13 protein-coding genes are annotated in these 14,906 nt (G+C 66.6%); 3 read left to right on the top strand and 10 right to left on the bottom strand.

Annotated features, from left to right (window positions below):
• Positions 1 to 82: 82 nt before the first annotated feature.
• Complete coding sequence (gene uvrA / locus NMB41_RS07380) at positions 83 to 2,659, bottom strand: excinuclease ABC subunit UvrA (protein WP_494381825.1); 2,577 nt, start codon at positions 2,657 to 2,659, stop codon at positions 83 to 85.
• Between the two features lie 143 nt (positions 2,660 to 2,802).
• Between uvrA and NMB41_RS07375 the strand changes: the two genes are divergently transcribed.
• Entirely contained in the window at positions 2,803 to 3,288 is a 486-nt protein-coding gene (locus NMB41_RS07375) for a MarR family winged helix-turn-helix transcriptional regulator (protein ID WP_494381824.1), read from the top strand.
• Positions 3,285 to 4,133: a CPBP family intramembrane glutamic endopeptidase gene (locus tag NMB41_RS07370; protein ID WP_494381823.1), complete on the top strand. Its 849-nt coding sequence runs from the start codon at positions 3,285 to 3,287 to the stop codon at positions 4,131 to 4,133. The genes NMB41_RS07375 and NMB41_RS07370 overlap by 4 nt, the downstream gene beginning before the upstream one ends.
• Here NMB41_RS07370 and NMB41_RS07365 read toward each other — a convergent pair.
• The 9 genes from NMB41_RS07365 to NMB41_RS07325 form a co-directional block, all read right to left on the bottom strand.
• Positions 4,130 to 5,398, bottom strand: a complete 1,269-nt coding sequence (locus NMB41_RS07365; RefSeq protein ID WP_494381822.1) for a glycosyltransferase — start codon at positions 5,396 to 5,398, stop codon at positions 4,130 to 4,132. The genes NMB41_RS07370 and NMB41_RS07365 overlap by 4 nt on opposite strands.
• A gap of 17 nt (positions 5,399 to 5,415) precedes the next feature.
• A complete protein-coding gene (locus tag NMB41_RS07360) occupies positions 5,416 to 6,483 on the bottom strand; it encodes an SDR family oxidoreductase (protein WP_494381821.1) in 1,068 nt (355 codons plus the stop codon).
• 76 nt (positions 6,484 to 6,559) lie between these two features.
• Positions 6,560 to 6,961, bottom strand: coding sequence for a VOC family protein (locus NMB41_RS07355; RefSeq protein ID WP_494381820.1), 402 nt, complete (start codon positions 6,959 to 6,961; stop codon positions 6,560 to 6,562).
• A gap of 19 nt (positions 6,962 to 6,980) precedes the next feature.
• Positions 6,981 to 7,517, bottom strand: coding sequence for a pyridoxamine 5'-phosphate oxidase family protein (locus NMB41_RS07350; RefSeq protein ID WP_494381819.1), 537 nt, complete (start codon positions 7,515 to 7,517; stop codon positions 6,981 to 6,983).
• 105 nt (positions 7,518 to 7,622) lie between these two features.
• The gene (locus tag NMB41_RS07345; protein ID WP_494381818.1) at positions 7,623 to 8,027 is read right to left on the bottom strand and encodes a GFA family protein; all 405 of its coding nucleotides are present in this window, start codon (positions 8,025 to 8,027) and stop codon (positions 7,623 to 7,625) included.
• A gap of 70 nt (positions 8,028 to 8,097) precedes the next feature.
• Positions 8,098 to 8,544 (bottom strand): MarR family winged helix-turn-helix transcriptional regulator, encoded by a 447-nt coding sequence (locus tag NMB41_RS07340; protein WP_494381817.1) that lies wholly within the window; start codon positions 8,542 to 8,544, stop codon positions 8,098 to 8,100.
• On the bottom strand, positions 8,541 to 9,422 hold the full coding sequence (locus NMB41_RS07335; protein WP_494381816.1) for an alpha/beta hydrolase family protein: 882 nt from the start codon (positions 9,420 to 9,422) through the stop codon (positions 8,541 to 8,543). The genes NMB41_RS07340 and NMB41_RS07335 overlap by 4 nt, the downstream gene beginning before the upstream one ends.
• A gap of 225 nt (positions 9,423 to 9,647) precedes the next feature.
• Positions 9,648 to 10,115 (bottom strand): cyanophycin metabolism-associated DUF1854 family protein, encoded by a 468-nt coding sequence (locus NMB41_RS07330; protein ID WP_494381815.1) that lies wholly within the window; start codon positions 10,113 to 10,115, stop codon positions 9,648 to 9,650.
• Position 10,116: 1 nt separating this feature from the next.
• Positions 10,117 to 12,402, bottom strand: coding sequence for a cyanophycin metabolism-associated ABC transporter (locus tag NMB41_RS07325; protein ID WP_494381814.1), 2,286 nt, complete (start codon positions 12,400 to 12,402; stop codon positions 10,117 to 10,119).
• 295 nt (positions 12,403 to 12,697) lie between these two features.
• On the opposite strand from NMB41_RS07325, the gene NMB41_RS07320 reads away from it, so the two are divergent.
• On the top strand, positions 12,698 to 14,869 hold the full coding sequence (locus tag NMB41_RS07320) for a cyanophycin synthetase (RefSeq protein ID WP_494381813.1): 2,172 nt from the start codon (positions 12,698 to 12,700) through the stop codon (positions 14,867 to 14,869).
• Positions 14,870 to 14,906 lie beyond the last annotated feature (37 nt).

The following is a 14,906-nucleotide window of genomic DNA, read 5'->3' as shown; positions in this document are numbered from 1 at the left end:
GATTATCTTAAGAAAAAAGTTCTTAAGTGTAACTCATACAACATGATTCCGGCGCTTCAACCGTGCGCTGCCCGCCCTGTATTTACGCCGCGAGGCAAGGCCGCAGATACCGGGCGCTGCGGCTTTTCTTCGAAGCCGCCACCGTTTCCGGCGGCCCGGCAGCCACCACCGTGCCGCCTTCGTCGCCGGCGCCCGGCCCGATGTCGATCACCCAGTCGCAGGCGGCCACCACGCGCATGGTGTGCTCGACCACGACCACCGTGTTGCCGGCATCGACCAGGCGTTCGAGCTGGAGGATCAGGCGGTCGACGTCGGAGGGATGCAGGCCGGTGGTCGGCTCGTCCAGGATATACAGGGTGTTGCCGCGCCCGGTACGCTGCAGTTCGGTCGCCAGCTTGATTCGCTGCGCTTCGCCGCCCGAGAGCTCGGTGGCCGGCTGGCCCAGGCGCAGGTAGCCGAGGCCCACTTCGCGCAGCACGTCCAGCGAACGCGCGACCAGCGCTTCGCCTTCGAAGAATTCAAAGGCCGCATCGACCGTCAGGCCCAGCACGTCGGCGATATTTTTATCCTTATAAGTGACTTCCAGCGTTTTCGCGTTGTAGCGCGCCCCGGCGCAGACCGGGCATGGCGCATACACGCTCGGCAGGAAGAGCAGTTCGACCATGACCGAGCCCTCGCCCGCGCAGTTCTCGCAGCGGCCCTTGGCGACGTTGAACGAAAAGCGCCCGGCATCGTACTTGCGCGCCTTGGCTGTTTTTGTAGCGGCGAACAGTTTGCGCACCTGGTCGAACAGGCCGGTATAGGTGGCAAGGTTCGAGCGCGGGGTGCGGCCGATCGGCTTCTGGTCGACCCGCACCATGCGCCGGATCGTTTCCATGCCCGAGACGATATGGCCTTCGAGCGGCATGGCCGCTTCCTGCTCCAGGTCGTCGGCTTCCTCCATCTCGAGCGCCATGGCGCCCTGCCCCAGTTCGCGCGCGACCAGGTCGACCAGCACCTGGCTGACCAGGCTCGATTTGCCCGAGCCCGAGACGCCGCAGACGGCGGTGAGCACGCCGAGCGGGAATTCGGCGCTGAGTTTGTTCAGGTTGTTGCGGGTGACGCCCTCTAAACGCAGCCAGCCGGCCGGTTCGCGCCTGGTGGGGGTTTCGATCTTTGCATCGTCGAACAGGTAGCGGCGGGTCTGCGAGGCCTCGATTTTCTTCAGCCCCTCCGGCGGGCCGCTGTAGAGCACTTCGCCGCCCTTTTCGCCGGCGGCAGGCCCCACGTCGACGATCCAGTCGGCGCAGCGGATCACGTCCAGCGCATGCTCGACCACGAACAGCGAATTGCCCGAGGCCTTCAGCTGGTCGAGCGCGGTGAGCAAGGCTTCGGTATCGGCCGGGTGCAGGCCGGCCGAGGGTTCGTCGAGCACGTAGACGACGCCGAACAGGTTCGAACGCACTTGCGTCGCCAGGCGCAGGCGCTGGAGTTCGCCGGGGCTGAGCGTTGGCGTGCTGCGCTCCAGCGCGAGATAACCGAGGCCCAGCGCCAGCAGCACGTCCAGGCGCGCAACCAGGTCTTCGGCGATGCGCTGGGTGACGATCAGCTGTTCGGGATGGAGTTTGGCGCGCTGCTTGTCCGCGATCGCTTTGCCGCTCGCGTAGGGTTCGAGCATGTCGTGCAGGCGCGCCAGCGGCATGCGCGAGATGTCCGCAATATCGACGCCGCCAAAGGTCACCGACAAGGCTTCCTGGCGCAGGCGCTTGCCGCGGCACAGGGGACACTCGGTACTGACCATGTAGCGCGCCACGCGCTTTTTCATCGAGGCGCTTTCGGTCGTGGCGAAGGTCTGCAGCACGTAGCGGCGCGCGCCAGTGAACGTGCCCTGGTAGCTCGGCGTGTCCTTGCGCTTCAGCGCGCGCTTCGTTTCCTCAGGGCTCAGGCCCGCGTACACGGGCACGGTCGGCGACTCGTCGGTATACAGGATCCAGTCGCGGTCCTTTTTCGGCAGCTGGCGCCAGGGCGTGTCGACGTCATAACCCATCGTCACCAGGATGTCGCGCAGGTTCTGGCCATGCCAGGCCGGCGGCCAGGCGGCGACCGCCCGCTCGCGGATGGTGAGCGTATCGTCCGGCACCAGCGACTTTTCCGTCACTTCATACACGCGGCCCAGGCCCGAGCATTCGGGGCAGGCGCCTTCCGGCGTGTTCGGTGAAAACGATTCGGCATACAGCAGCTCCTGCCCTTTCGGATAGTCGCCGGCGCGCGAGTACAGCATGCGCAGGGAGTTCGACAGGGTGCTGACGCTGCCTACCGAAGAGCGGGTGGTGGGCGAACCGCGCTGCTGCTGCAGGGCCACCGCCGGCGGCAGGCCGTCGATCTCGTCGACTTCCGGCACCGGCATCTGGTGGAACAGGCGGCGCGCATAGGGCGAGACCGATTCCAGGTAGCGCCGCTGGGCTTCCGCGTACAGGGTGCCGAAGGCGAGCGAGGATTTGCCCGAGCCGGACACGCCCGTGAACACGACGAGGGCGTCGCGCGGAATGTCGAGGCTGACGTTTTTCAGGTTGTGTTCGCGCGCCCCGCGCACCCGCACATAGCCGGGGCGGCCCTGGCCGCCGGCCGCATTGCCGGTCTTGCCGCCTGCGGCTTCCTTGTCTTCGGTTTTGCGTCGCATTGCCTGTCTACCCTTCGCTGGTCATGGCTGCATTACATCGCGATGAGGGGAAGTTGACGGTGCGTTCACACACCCAGGACGCCTGCCGGCATATGCATCAAAAAATATATAAGCACTTATGTAAATTGGGGTAATATTCCCACATGAAACAAGGACTCGGAACCCAATTGCGCCACCTGATCGAATTGCTCGACGGCGCCGTCGCTGCCGCCTACGAAGAGGAAGGCATCGATTACCGCCCGCGCTACACGCCGGTGATGCGCGCGCTCGAAGCCGGCACGCCGTGCAGCGTCGGCCAGATCGCCCACGCCGCGGGCATCACCCAGCCGGCCGCGACCCAGACGGTGGCCCTGATGATCAAGCATGGATTGGTCACCGCCACGGCCTCGCCCCTGGATGCGCGCCAGAAGCTGGTGGTCTTGTCGCACCAGGGCCAGGCCCTGCTGCCGCGCCTGCAGCGCTGCTGGAGCGCCACCAGCGCGGCCGCCGCCAGTCTCGACGCGGACCTGGCGCATCCCCTTTCCGGCACGCTGGCGCAGGCCATCGCGGCGCTCGAACAACGTCCCTTCGGCGAACGTATCCGCGCCGCGCGGGCGGAAATTTACCTCGACGACAAGGAGCCATCATGATGACCGCCTCGCTTACCGATCCCTCCCCACGCCTGCACAGGCGCCTGCTCGCGCGGCCCTCCATCCGCGCGCTGCTGGCCCTGCTGTGCGTGCTGCTGCCCTTCGCGTTGGCGATCTGGCTGACCAATGCCGTACCCAAGCCATGGAAGGCCTGGGCCTTGCTGCTGGCCGCGGCCGGCGTCGTGGCGGGCTATGTGTTCTACGTGCGCCGGGTCGAAGGGCGCGCCGTCACCGAATTGTCGCTGGCGGGCGCGGGGCGAGAACTGGGCAGCGGGCTGGGACTGGGCGCGCTGCTGGTGCTGGCCTGCACCGGGGTGCTGCTGGCGAGCGGCGTGTATTCGGTCACGGGCCTGGCCGCACCCGGGGTAATGCTCAAGCCCGTGCCGGAGCAGGTCATGGTCGCCTTGTTCGAGGAGATCCTGTTTCGTGCGGTGATCTTCCGGCTGCTGGAAAAATCCTGGGGACTGCGCACCGCGCTGGTCGCCTCGACCCTGCTGTTCATGGTCGGCCATATGCCGAATGCAGGGTTCAGCGTGCTGGCGGCACTAATGACGGGGGTGGCCTCGCTGGTGTTCACCTTTGCCTGGCTCGTCACGCGGCGCCTGTGGCTGCCGGTCGGGCTGCACTTCGGCTGGAATTACCTGCTGGACGCGGGGATGGCGATTCCAGTGTCGGGGCATACGCCGCGCGGGTGGGTGCAGGTCAGTGTCAATGGGCCGGAGTGGCTCAGTGGCGGGGCGTACGGGATCGAAGCGTCGCTGGTGACGCTGGTGGCGTGGAGCGTTGCGGGAATCGTCTTGATGACGATTGCGCGGCGGCGGGGACAGTGGGTGGCGAAGGCTTAGCGCAGATCTTCCAGGGCCCTCACCACCTCCTCCATCCTGCCATCCCCTGCGAACTTGGCCGCCACCGCCCGGCAGCGCCCGATCAAGCCTTCGTCGTCGAGCAGGGCCTCGAGCCCCGCCACCAGGCGCCGGGTATTCAGGCGCGTGGCCGGCAGCGACAAACCAACGCCCAGGCTCTCCACCCGCGCCCCGTTGTCGAACTGGTCGTGCGCAAGCGGCACCACCAGCTGGGCGGTGCCGGCGTGCAGCGCTTCGGCCGTGGTGCCGATGCCGCCGTGGTGCACCAGCACCGCCACCTGCGGCAGCAAGGCGCGCAGCGGGACGTAGTCCTGCCACAGCACATGGCGCGGCAGCTCGGCGGGAAGCTGGTCGCGGTGCGGCGTCAGGAAGAGCGCGCGTTCGCCCAGCAGGCGCGATGCTTCGATCGCGTGGTGGAAATAGGCCCGCGCCTGGCGGTTGCCGGTGCCGGGCGTGAACACGAGCGGGCGGCCGCCCTGCCCCAGGAACTGCTGCAGCGCGGGCGACAGGGCCGCCTGCGGGTTCGGATCGAACAGGGGAAAGCCAGTGCGCACCACCGGGCGCGGCCAGTCCGGCTGGGTCGGCGCGAACCAGTGCGGGAACAGCGCGACCGACAGGTCGGGAATGGCGACGATGGTGTCGAGCAGCGAGCGCACCGGCGCCAGGCCGGCCGTGCTGCGCGCCGCGTTCACGTCGGGCAGCGCGATGGGGTCGACGAAGCGCGCGGCCAGCGTGCGCCACAGGCGCTTGCGGACGCCATGGGGCACCCAGCGCGGCACGCGCCAGGGGCCGAGCATCAGCGGATCGTGGACGGTGGGCAGGTTCGACGGTGCGAGGAAGGCGGCGACTATGCGCAGCCCGGGACGCGCGGCGCGGCAGAGTTCCGCCTCCGGCAAGGCCAGCGGATGCACCAACATGGTGCATTTTTCGTCTTGGGGCAAGGACGCCATGAAGGCCGGCACGGCGGCCATGGCCGGGCGCGTGGCTTCCCATACCACGCCGAAGCCGCGCGTCGGGTGCCACAGGTCGGGATGGTCGAGCACGGCGGGGTCTGCCGGCAAGCCGTGAAACGGCAGGTCGGCGGCGCGCACGAAGGGCTCATGCTGGCTGGGCCCCAGAAAGCTGATCCGGTGCCCGGCCTCGCGCAGCGCCAGCGCCAGGCGCATGAAGGGAAACAGGTCGCCGGCCGAGCCAATCGTGACCAGCACGAAATGAAGGGGCTGAGGCCGCGCTTCCATGCTGGTCATACCGGTAGCCGGATGCCTCAGGGAATCAGGCGTTCGGCGCGCAGGCGTTCGAACAGCTCGAAGAACGAGGCGTCGGTGGCCTGGTAGGCGGCAAAGCCGAGACGGCGGCTGTTGGCCATGTCGGTCATCACTTCCAGCGGACGGCCCAGGTCGAGGTCGGTGTGCCAGGCCGAAGCCAGGCGGTCAAGATCGGGCTCGGCCAGGCCGTGGCGCATGGCGATCTCGCGCCACAGGGGCGCGTCCTGCGCCATCGCCGCTTCGAGAGGCTGGATCTGGCCGCTGAAGCCCGCCGCATGCACGCCGAACCAGTTGGCCAGTTTCGGCCACAGCCAGCTCCAGCGGAAGACGTCGCCATTGACGATGTTAAACGCTTCGTTCTTCGCCGCATCGGTATCGGCCGCCCACACCAGTTGCTTGGCCAGCATGCGGGCATCGGTCACGTCGGACAGGCCGTTCCACTGCGCCGCCGAACCGGGGAACTGGAAGGGACGCCCGGTTTCCTTGCAGAGCGTCGCGTAGACGGCCAGCGTGGTGCCGAGGTTCATCGCATTGCCGACGGCCTGGCCGATGATGGTGTGCGGGCGGTGCACGCTCCAGGTGAAGCGATCGCGCTCGGCGGCGGCGTAGACTTCGTCTTCCTGCGCATAATAAAAGTTGTCCAGCGGCAGGCGTGGCTGGCTCTCGCGCAGCGGCGTGTCGGGCAGCGTGCCCGACTTGGCATAGGCCTCGAAAGGTCCGAGATAGTGCTTCAGGCCCGTGACGAGCGCGACGTGGCGCACGCTCTTCTTCAGCGCCAGCGCGTCCAGCAGGTTGCGCACGAGCGCGGCGTTGACGCGGATGTTCTCGGTTTCGGTGTCCTGACGCATCCAGGTGGTGATGAAGACATGGGTCGGAGATACGTCGGCAAGCGCCGCCGTCAATGCCGCCGGGTCGAGCAGGTCGGCCGCGACGTGGCGCACAGCGGGCAAGTCCTTCGGCGCGCGGCGCGACAGGCCGACCACATTCCATCCGCCGGCCAATAATTCGCGCGCGACATGGTTGCCGCCGATGCCGGTGATGCCCACTACCAAAGCCGTTCGTTGCATGTGATTCCCCTGCGTTTTCAATGAAACCCATTCTAACTGCGGGTCGAAAACGGCGTACGCAGGGGGCGAAAAGCGGTCAATCGTGCGCGGGGGCCTGGCGCTGGCGCGCATAACTGCTGGTGAGGATTTCCCAACGGTGATTGTCGGGCGCGTCCCAATAGATATTCCGGCCGCCGTAGGCAGTGCCGATGCTGTTGTCGTTCGCGCCGCGCACCTCGGCGCGGTAGCCGATGCCCGCTCTCCCGAGCCGGTTCAGGATGGCGTCGAACTCGGCATCGCTGACGCGAAAGCAAAAATGCTCGACCGGAAAGGCCTCGTCGGTGCCGATAAAGTCGAGCGTGAGCCCAGGATTGACGTAGACGGCGGAAAAGATGCCAAGCGCCGTCTCGTCCCAGGGCACGTCGAGAAGGCTGGCGAGCAGCCGGGCCGAGGCAACCCGGTCGCGCGCCGACACGATCACATGATCGAGTTCGATCATTCCTTCCTCCCCCGTCAGCTTAGGGCGTCAGCTTGCCCTCGATCGAATCGTCCAGCGTCTTGCCGATCGCCGCACCGATGAGCATCTTGGCGCCGGCCACGACCTGGCCGTGCTTGTTGTCCCAGTAATAGCCTTCACGCGGCACGACCTGGATGACGGAAATGCGCGGGTCGTCCTCGCCTTCGGTGAACCAGGTCTTCAGGATCGGCTTCCACAATTGCTTGATCTTGGCGCGGTCCTGCGACACGGTGGCGATGCCGTCGAGCTCCATGAAGCCTGCGTGGGCGCTACGCTGGAAGAACAGTTTGACGGCCGGGTCGTGCGCCAGTTCCGCATTCGTGTGGCTGTCGGTGGCGCTGAGGAACCACAGGTGGCCGGCGTCGTCGGCTTCCTGCACGCTCATCGGGCGTACGCCGCGGCTCTGTCCCGTGCCGCCGGTGGTGCAGAAGAAGCAGGTTTCCACTTCTTCAGCCATCTCCTTGATGAGTTTCCGGGCTTCGAGGCCGGTCAGGTCGCGGTGGTTTTCTTCAGGCTGGTTACGGTTGATCGAATCCATGTCGGTGTTCCTTTTAGGTGGCAATGGGACCACATTACGGAGGCTGCGCCGGCCCGTCTGTGGGCGGCTTCACGCTCGCGCCGCCAAGCGCGGGTCAAACCAGGGTCAAGCCGCCCCGCCAGAGCGCGTGCGCGGGTAGGCCGGCAAGGCGTCCATCCCCTCCATCCAGCTCAGCCGTTCCTTGGCAAAGGTATGGTCGCGCGGCGGCACCGCTTCCGGGTCGTCGAGGCTGGCCGTGGCGATGTCGATGTCATCAAGAGTGCGGTCGTGCTGGTAAGTCAGGGTCGTGCCGCAGGCGCCGCAAAAGCCGCGCAGCACATGCTCGCTCGAGCAGAAGGTCGCGGGATTGCCTTTGGTAAAGCGCATGGCGGCTTTGCGCACGCTGAACCAGGCCACCGCCGGCGCCCCGGCAATGCGCCGGCAGTCGCTGCAATGGCAAAGCGTGCCGTTGAAGACCTCGCCCTCGACGACGTAGCGCACTGCGCCGCAAAAACAGCCTCCTTGCAACATGCTCGCTCCCGGTATCCACGGATGGAACCAGCATATGCCAGCCTGCGCCGCGCTTCAAGCACAGCACGAATTAGGAATCGTCCTGTGCCTTCAGCGAGACCGCCGCATGGTCGAGCCAGCGTGCCACGGTCTGGAGCTCTTCAGGCGTGAAACCCTGGCACAGGCTGGCATTGAGTTGCGCCAGTACCTGCTTGGCCTGCGCGCCGGCCGCCATGCCCGCGCCCGTCAAACGCAGGCGCGTCAGGCGCGCGTCGTGCTCGTCGGCGACGCGTTCGACCAGGCCGGCCGCCTGCATCCGTTTCGACAGGTTGGTGACGGCTGCCGGCGCCACCTCGAGCGCCGCAGCGATCTCGCCGACCGAGGCCGCGTCGCGCCCGGCCAGCAGGAACAGCAGTGCGGCCTGAGCAGCACTCGCCCCCTCCCAGGCCTGGGGCCGGCCCTCGATCCAGCGCATCATCGCGCGCTGGGCGCGGTTCACGAGCAAGACAAAGCGCGGCGGCTTGACCGGCGCCGTCATGCCTGTTCCCGCGCCGGCACAGCGGCCTGCGCCAGGAGCCAGCTGCCGACCTGCGGCCAGAGCGCCTGCGCGCTGCGCTTGCGGAAGAAACCCATGTGGCCGATGCCCGGCAGGCCGACCGCACGCGGATCGATCTGGCGCCGCTCGATCGGCGCACCCGTCACGCCCGCGAGCAGGATGCCCATTGCGTGCGGATTGGCCCAGGGATCGTCGTCGAAGCCGAGCGCCAGCAGCGGCATGCGCACGCCGGCGGCGCGGCGCGCGGCATCGAGCGCAGGATCGTCATAGAAGTAGCGCGGCAGCGTGGTCCAGCGGCTCCACTGCAGCATGACGCTCTTCGGCAGGTCTTCGCCCAGGCCGACGCGCCGCCCCGGCATGTAGCCGTTGACCGCGCACAGGACCGGCCCGAGCACGCGCATGAGCAGCCAGACCCGCGCCGCCTCGGCCCGGCCGCGGATGGTGCGCGTGATGCCCGCGTGCGAAGCGACCAGCACGCCCGCCCGCACTGCGTGCTCGCCACCCGACAAGGCAAGCGCATGGCCGCCGACGCTGTGGCCGACGGCCAGCAGCGGCAGGCCCGGCGCATGGGCGGCGGCCCAGCGCGTGACGGCCGGGACGTCCTCGAACATCCAGTCGGCCATCGTCACCGTCTCGCCGCGCAGGCTGGCGCCGCGCGAGCGCCCGGTGCCGCGGTAGTCGTAGGTCAGCGCGCTCAAACCCTGGCCGGCGAGGTAGCGGGCGAAGGCTTCGTAGAAGGCTTGCGTGACGGCCGTGGCGGGGTGGATCAGGACCAGGGCCTTTGGCGCGGAGGCGGGCCAGAGGGTGGCAGCGAGATGGGCGCCGTTGGCGGTGGGGATGGTGAGAAGTTCAGGAGTCATCGCGGGTGGGTTTTATCGTTAACGTGTTAACGACATTAGCACCGGTTTGGGGCGATGGCTGGAATTGGCGGATTTATTAGAGGAGGTATTCGAAAGGCCGCAGATGTAGGGTGGGCTCTTGAGCCCACGCGGTACAGCGGTTGAGCCGCCGATCATTAAACAAGATTCGACCTGCATGCCGGGTCCCGGTAGGCTCGAGAGCCCACCCTACGTGTCCGGCCAGGCTTACAAGAACCGGTCGAGGATCTTGCGGCTGTGCTTGTCGATCTTGAACATGTCCCGCACCAGGAAATTGATGCCATGGCTGTCGGAAATCAGCAGCGAGGCCTCGCCCACGCGCCGGATGTCTTCGTCGACCTTGAGCACGAAGGCGGTGTCGCCGCGGTCGGTGGTCACGTACCAGGTGCAGGGCGTGGCGAAGCTCGAGACGCTGGCGATGTGGGCGATTTCGGGGATGAATTCGCGGCCTTCGAGTTCCTCGGAAACGAGCGCGCGGATATCGGCCGGCGCGGTGGCCAGGTCGTCGATCCAGGCCACTTCCTTGCCGCCGTCGCGCACCAGCGAGATGCCGCGCGTAGGCGCCTGGATCGGAAAGGCGCGCACCGGAATCACGCCATGGACGTCGACCCCGTCTTCGCCCGTGAACACCAGTTTGCCGAAGCTGTCGCGGCGCAGTTGGAATGCATTACTCATCTCAGTTGTCCTTGTCCGCATCGTCCAGGTCGCCGTCCACGTTGCGCGCCTGCGCTTCGTAGAGGCGGTGGTAAGCACCCTCGCGCGCCATCAGGTCGTCGTGGCTGCCCTCTTCCACCACCACGCCGCGGTCCAGCACGATCAGGCGGTCGGCGCGGTGCAGCGTGGACAGGCGGTGCGCGATCGCGATCGTGGTACGGCCCTGCACCAGGTTGTCGAGCGCCTTCTGGATTTCTTTCTCGGTTTCCGAGTCCACCGAGGACGTCGCTTCGTCCATGATCAGGATCGGCGGGTCGATCAGCAGTGCGCGCGCGATCGAGATGCGCTGGCGCTCGCCGCCCGACAGGCCCTGGCCGCGCTCGCCGACCATCGAATCGTAGCCCTGCGCCAGGCGCAGGATGAATTCGTGGGCGTGGGCGGCGCGCGCTGCGGCGATGATTTCTTCGCGCGTCGCATCCGGTTTGCCGTAGGCGATGTTCTCGGCGATGGTGCCGAAGAACAGGAAGGGCTCCTGCAGCACCAGGCCGATGTTGCGGCGGTAGTCGGCGACCGCAAAGCTGCGGATGTCGACGCCGTCCAGCAGGATCGCGCCTTCGGCCACGTCGTAGAAGCGGCAGATCAGGTTGACCAGCGTGCTCTTGCCCGAGCCGCTGTGGCCGACCAAACCAACCATCTCGCCGGCCTTGATGTTGAGCGAGATACCGCGGTTGACAGCCCGGTTACCGTAGCGGAAACCGACTTCGCGCAGTTCGATATTGCCCTGCACCTCAGGCACCTTGACCGGGTTGACCGGGTCCGGCACGCTCGAGACGTGGTCGAGAATGTCGAAGATGCGCTTGGCGGCCGAGGCGGACTTTTGCGTGACCGAGACGATGCGGCTCATCGAATCGAGCTTCACGTAGAAGCGGCCGCTATAGGCGATGAAGGCGGTCAGGGTACCGACCGTGATCTCGCCCTGCGATACCTGCCAGATGCCGAAGATCCAGATCACCAGCAAACCCAGTTCGGTCAGCAGCGACACCGTCGGCGAGAACAGCGACCAGACCCGGTTCAGCTTGTCGTTGACGGCCAGGTTATGCTTGTTCGCCTCGCGAAAACGCGCCGCTTCGCGCTTTTCCTGTGCAAAGGCTTTGACCACGCGAATGCCGGGGATGGTATCGGCCAGGACATTGGTGACTTCGCCCCAGACCCGGTCGATCTTCTCGAAACCGGTGCGCAGCCTGTCGCGCACGATGTGGATCATCCAGGCGATGAAGGGCAGCGGCACCAGGGTCACCAGCGCCAGCCACGGGTTCATGCTGAACAGGATCACGCCGGTCATGATGATCAACAGTACGTCCGACAGGAAGTCGAGCAAGTGCAGCGACAGGAAGACGCTGATCCGGTCGGATCCGCTGCCGATGCGGCTCATCAAGTCGCCGGTGCGCTTGCCGCCGAAGTATTCCAGCGACAGCTTGAGCAGGTGTTCGTAGGTGGTCGAGCGCAGGTCGGCGCTGATGCGCTCGGACGCGAGGGCCAGCACATAGGTCTTGCCCCAGCCCAGGGCCCAGGCCAGCATCGAGGCGCCGAACAGCCCCCCCATGTACAGATAGACGAGCGACTCGTCGATGGTCTGGCCGTTCTGGTACGGGATCAGTACGTTGTCCATCAACGGCTTGGTGAGATAAGGCGGAATCATGTGCGCCGCCGTCGACCCCAGCATCAGCAGGAAACCCACCAGCAGCTGGCCCTTGTAGGGCCGGGCGAAGCGCCACAGGCGCAGCAGGGTCCAGGTGGAGGGCGGCGTGTGCAGCACCTTGGTGCAGATCGGGCACTCTTCCTGGTCCGGCTCGAGCGGCGCCTTGCAGCTCGGGCAGGTGTGCTGTTCAGGGGCGAGCACGGGCTGGCCCGTTTCCACACTTCTTACCTGGTCGGCGAAGGCGTCGGCAACGCGGATCGCGTGCAGGTTCTGGCCCAGCGTGAAGCGCCAGGAGGCCAGCAGGCCGTTCGGATCGACCAGTTCGAGGTGGCCGACGCCGGCATGGTCGTGGTGGCGCAGCACCAGGCCGGGCTTGAACGCCCAGTCGCGCCAGACGGTGTCGCCCGGCGCGCGCGACAGCAAACGGCGGCTGGTGACCACAAGAACACCCTTCGTGAAACGTAATTTCGTGTCGAGGTCAACCTCCACGCCAGTTAGAACGTTTTCCCCTGGTGCAAGCTGTTTCCGGACGTCATTGTCCCAACCGTCAGGCAGGAAGCCGGCGGCGCCCGCCATTGATGTCGGAAGAGCTAGTTGTTGAGTTGTCATTAATGGTGCCGCCCGTGACAGGCATGTTCTGAATAGAGGGGTAACGCGGTGACCGGCTCAGCGGTTTACATGGATTAGCGGAATAATTTCCACTGTGGACCGGGAGCGACGCGCTGAGGTCGCTCATTTGGCATAAATCGGTACGGCGCTGTAAGCTTCGGGCCGGCAAGTAGTATATAACAAGCGCGCATGTACGCCGCATGACCGCGTTTGGGTGCGGTGGCGCACAGGCAGGCAAACATAGGCAACGCCATCATGGTGCACAAGAGGACACCGTGGGGCAAGACATCATTACATGACAAAGAAGAATGACATCAAGTTTCTCCGTGTATCTCACCTGCGCGGCCCGAATATCTGGACCTACCGTCCGGTAATCGAGGTCTGGCTCGACATAGGCGAGCTGGAAGACTTCCCGTCGAACAAACTCCCCGGCTTCAACGAACGCCTGACCGGTTTCCTGCCCGGCCTGATCGAGCACCGCTGCGGCGTCGGCGAGCGCGGCGGCTTCCTCGAGCGCCTCGAACTGGGTACCTGGGCCGGCCACATCCTCGAACACGTCGTGCTCGAGCTGCAGAACATGGCCGGCATGAAGACCGGTTTCGGCAAAACCCGCTCCACGGGCGAGACCGGCGTCTACAAGATGGCCTTCCGCACGCGCGACGCCATCGTCGGCCGCGCCGCCCTGGAAGCCGGCCACGCCCTGCTGATGGCAGCGATCAACGACGAAGCCTTCGACATGCAGGGAACGGTCGCCCGCCTGACCGACCTGGTCGACCGCTACTGCCTCGGCCCGTCGACCGCGAACATCGTCGATGCCGCGACCGAGCGCCGCATTCCTTCGATCCGCCTGACCGAAGGCAACCTGGTGCAGCTCGGCCATGGCGCCGCCCAGCGCCGCATCTGGACCGCCGAAACCGACCGCACCAGCGCCATCGGCGAGAGCATCGCCAGCGACAAGGATTTGACGAAAAGCCTGCTCGCCTCTTGCGGCGTGCCGGTGCCGGAAGGCGCCCTGGTGAGGAGCGCCGACGCCGCCTGGGACGAAGCCCAGGACATCGGCCTGCCGGTGGTCGTCAAACCGGTTGACGGCAACCATGGCCGCGGCGTGACCCTGAACCTGATGAGCGAATCGGAAGTGCGCACCGCCTACGCGATCGCCTCCGAAGCCGGCGACAGCACTGCCGTGCTGGTCGAGCGCTTCATCCCCGGCAACGAGCACCGCCTGCTGGTCGTCGGCCGCCAGGTCGTGGCCGTCGCGCGCGGCGAATCGCTGTGGGTGACGGGCGACGGCATCTCCACCGTCGGCGCGCTCGTCGCCAGCCAGATCAACACCGACCCGCGCCGCGGCGAGACCGAAGAACACCCGCTGGGCACCGTCAACGTGCAGGACGGCGAAATCCTGCTCGACCTGAAGCGCCAGGGCATGAACCCCGACTCCGTGCCGCAGGAAGGCCAGAAGGTCCTGATCCAGCCGAACGGCAACGTCTCGGACGACGTCACCGACCTGATCCACCCGGACGTGGCGCACGCGGCAAGCCTGGCCGCGCGCATCGTGGGCCTCGACATCGCCGGCATCGACCTGGTCTGCGAAGACATCTCGAAGCCGCTCGCGGAGCAGCGCGGCGCCATCATCGAAGTCAATTCGAGCCCGGGCCTGCTGGCCCACATCAAGCCGGCCAGCGGCCAGCCACGCAATGTCGGCGAAGCCATCGTCAGGCACCTGTTCGCCGAAGGCGAGAGCGGCCGCATTCCGGTCGTGGGCGTCACCGGCACGCTCGGCACCAGCCTGATCGCGAAGCTGCTCGGCTGCCTGCTCAATGCCGCCGGCAAGCATGCCGGGGTCGCCAATGGCGAAGGCCTGTATCTCGACGGGCGCCAGGTCCAGAAAGGCGACTGCACCGGCTTCGCCTTCGGCGAGCGCCTGCTCATTAACCGCAACGTGGAAGCGGCCGTGTTCGAATCGAACGCGCGCAGCATCCTGGCCGGCGGCCTGCCCTACGACCGCTGCTCGGTGGGCATCGTGACCGACATGGGCCAGCTGGCCGACGTGGCCGAATTCCACATTGCCGACGACGAAGCGCTGGCCAATGTGGTGCGCAGCCAGGTCGACGTGATCCTCTCCGAAGGCACGGCCGTCCTGAACGCGGCCGACCCGGAAGTGGTGAAACTGGCCGAGCTGTCGGACGGGCGCGTGATCTTTTATGCGATGGACGAGTCCAATCCAGTGATGCTCCAGCACCGCGCCAGCGGCGAACGCGTCGTGTTCGCGCGCGACAACCGCATCGTGCTGGGCGACGGCGTACACGAACACGTGCTGCTCGACCTGGCGAAGATCCAGCCGGCCACCGTCAAGCACCCGGCCAGCGTGCTCGCCGCCACTGCCGCCGCCTGGGCGCTGGGCCTCGAGCACGACCTGATCTGCGGCGGGCTGCGCGCTTTCGACGCCACCAAAAAAACGACTTATTGAACAGCAGGGCCGGTTCGCCGGAGCCAGGGAGCTTGCC

This window comes from Massilia sp. FBCC-B171, assembly GCF_059134155.1.
This window is presented reverse-complemented; position numbering and strand designations above follow the sequence as displayed.

Bases quoted from the DNA above. Each gene is read 5' to 3' on its own strand.
- NMB41_RS07330 (WP_494381815.1), bottom strand. From the start codon at position 10,115: ATGAGTAATGCATTCCAACTGCGCCGCGACAGCTTCGGCAAACTGGTG.
- NMB41_RS07350 (WP_494381819.1), bottom strand. From the start codon at position 7,517: ATGGATTCGATCAACCGTAACCAGCCTGAAGAAAACCACCGCGACCTG.
- NMB41_RS07325 (WP_494381814.1), bottom strand. From the start codon at position 12,402: ATGACAACTCAACAACTAGCTCTTCCGACATCAATGGCGGGCGCCGCC.
- uvrA (WP_494381825.1), bottom strand. From the start codon at position 2,659: ATGCGACGCAAAACCGAAGACAAGGAAGCCGCAGGCGGCAAGACCGGC.
- NMB41_RS07375 (WP_494381824.1), top strand. From the start codon at position 2,803: ATGAAACAAGGACTCGGAACCCAATTGCGCCACCTGATCGAATTGCTC.
- NMB41_RS07355 (WP_494381820.1), bottom strand. From the start codon at position 6,961: ATGATCGAACTCGATCATGTGATCGTGTCGGCGCGCGACCGGGTTGCC.
- NMB41_RS07320 (WP_494381813.1), top strand. From the start codon at position 12,698: ATGACAAAGAAGAATGACATCAAGTTTCTCCGTGTATCTCACCTGCGC.
- NMB41_RS07340 (WP_494381817.1), bottom strand. From the start codon at position 8,544: ATGACGGCGCCGGTCAAGCCGCCGCGCTTTGTCTTGCTCGTGAACCGC.
- NMB41_RS07335 (WP_494381816.1), bottom strand. From the start codon at position 9,422: ATGACTCCTGAACTTCTCACCATCCCCACCGCCAACGGCGCCCATCTC.
- NMB41_RS07360 (WP_494381821.1), bottom strand. From the start codon at position 6,483: ATGCAACGAACGGCTTTGGTAGTGGGCATCACCGGCATCGGCGGCAAC.
- NMB41_RS07365 (WP_494381822.1), bottom strand. From the start codon at position 5,398: ATGACCAGCATGGAAGCGCGGCCTCAGCCCCTTCATTTCGTGCTGGTC.
- NMB41_RS07345 (WP_494381818.1), bottom strand. From the start codon at position 8,027: ATGTTGCAAGGAGGCTGTTTTTGCGGCGCAGTGCGCTACGTCGTCGAG.
- NMB41_RS07370 (WP_494381823.1), top strand. From the start codon at position 3,285: ATGATGACCGCCTCGCTTACCGATCCCTCCCCACGCCTGCACAGGCGC.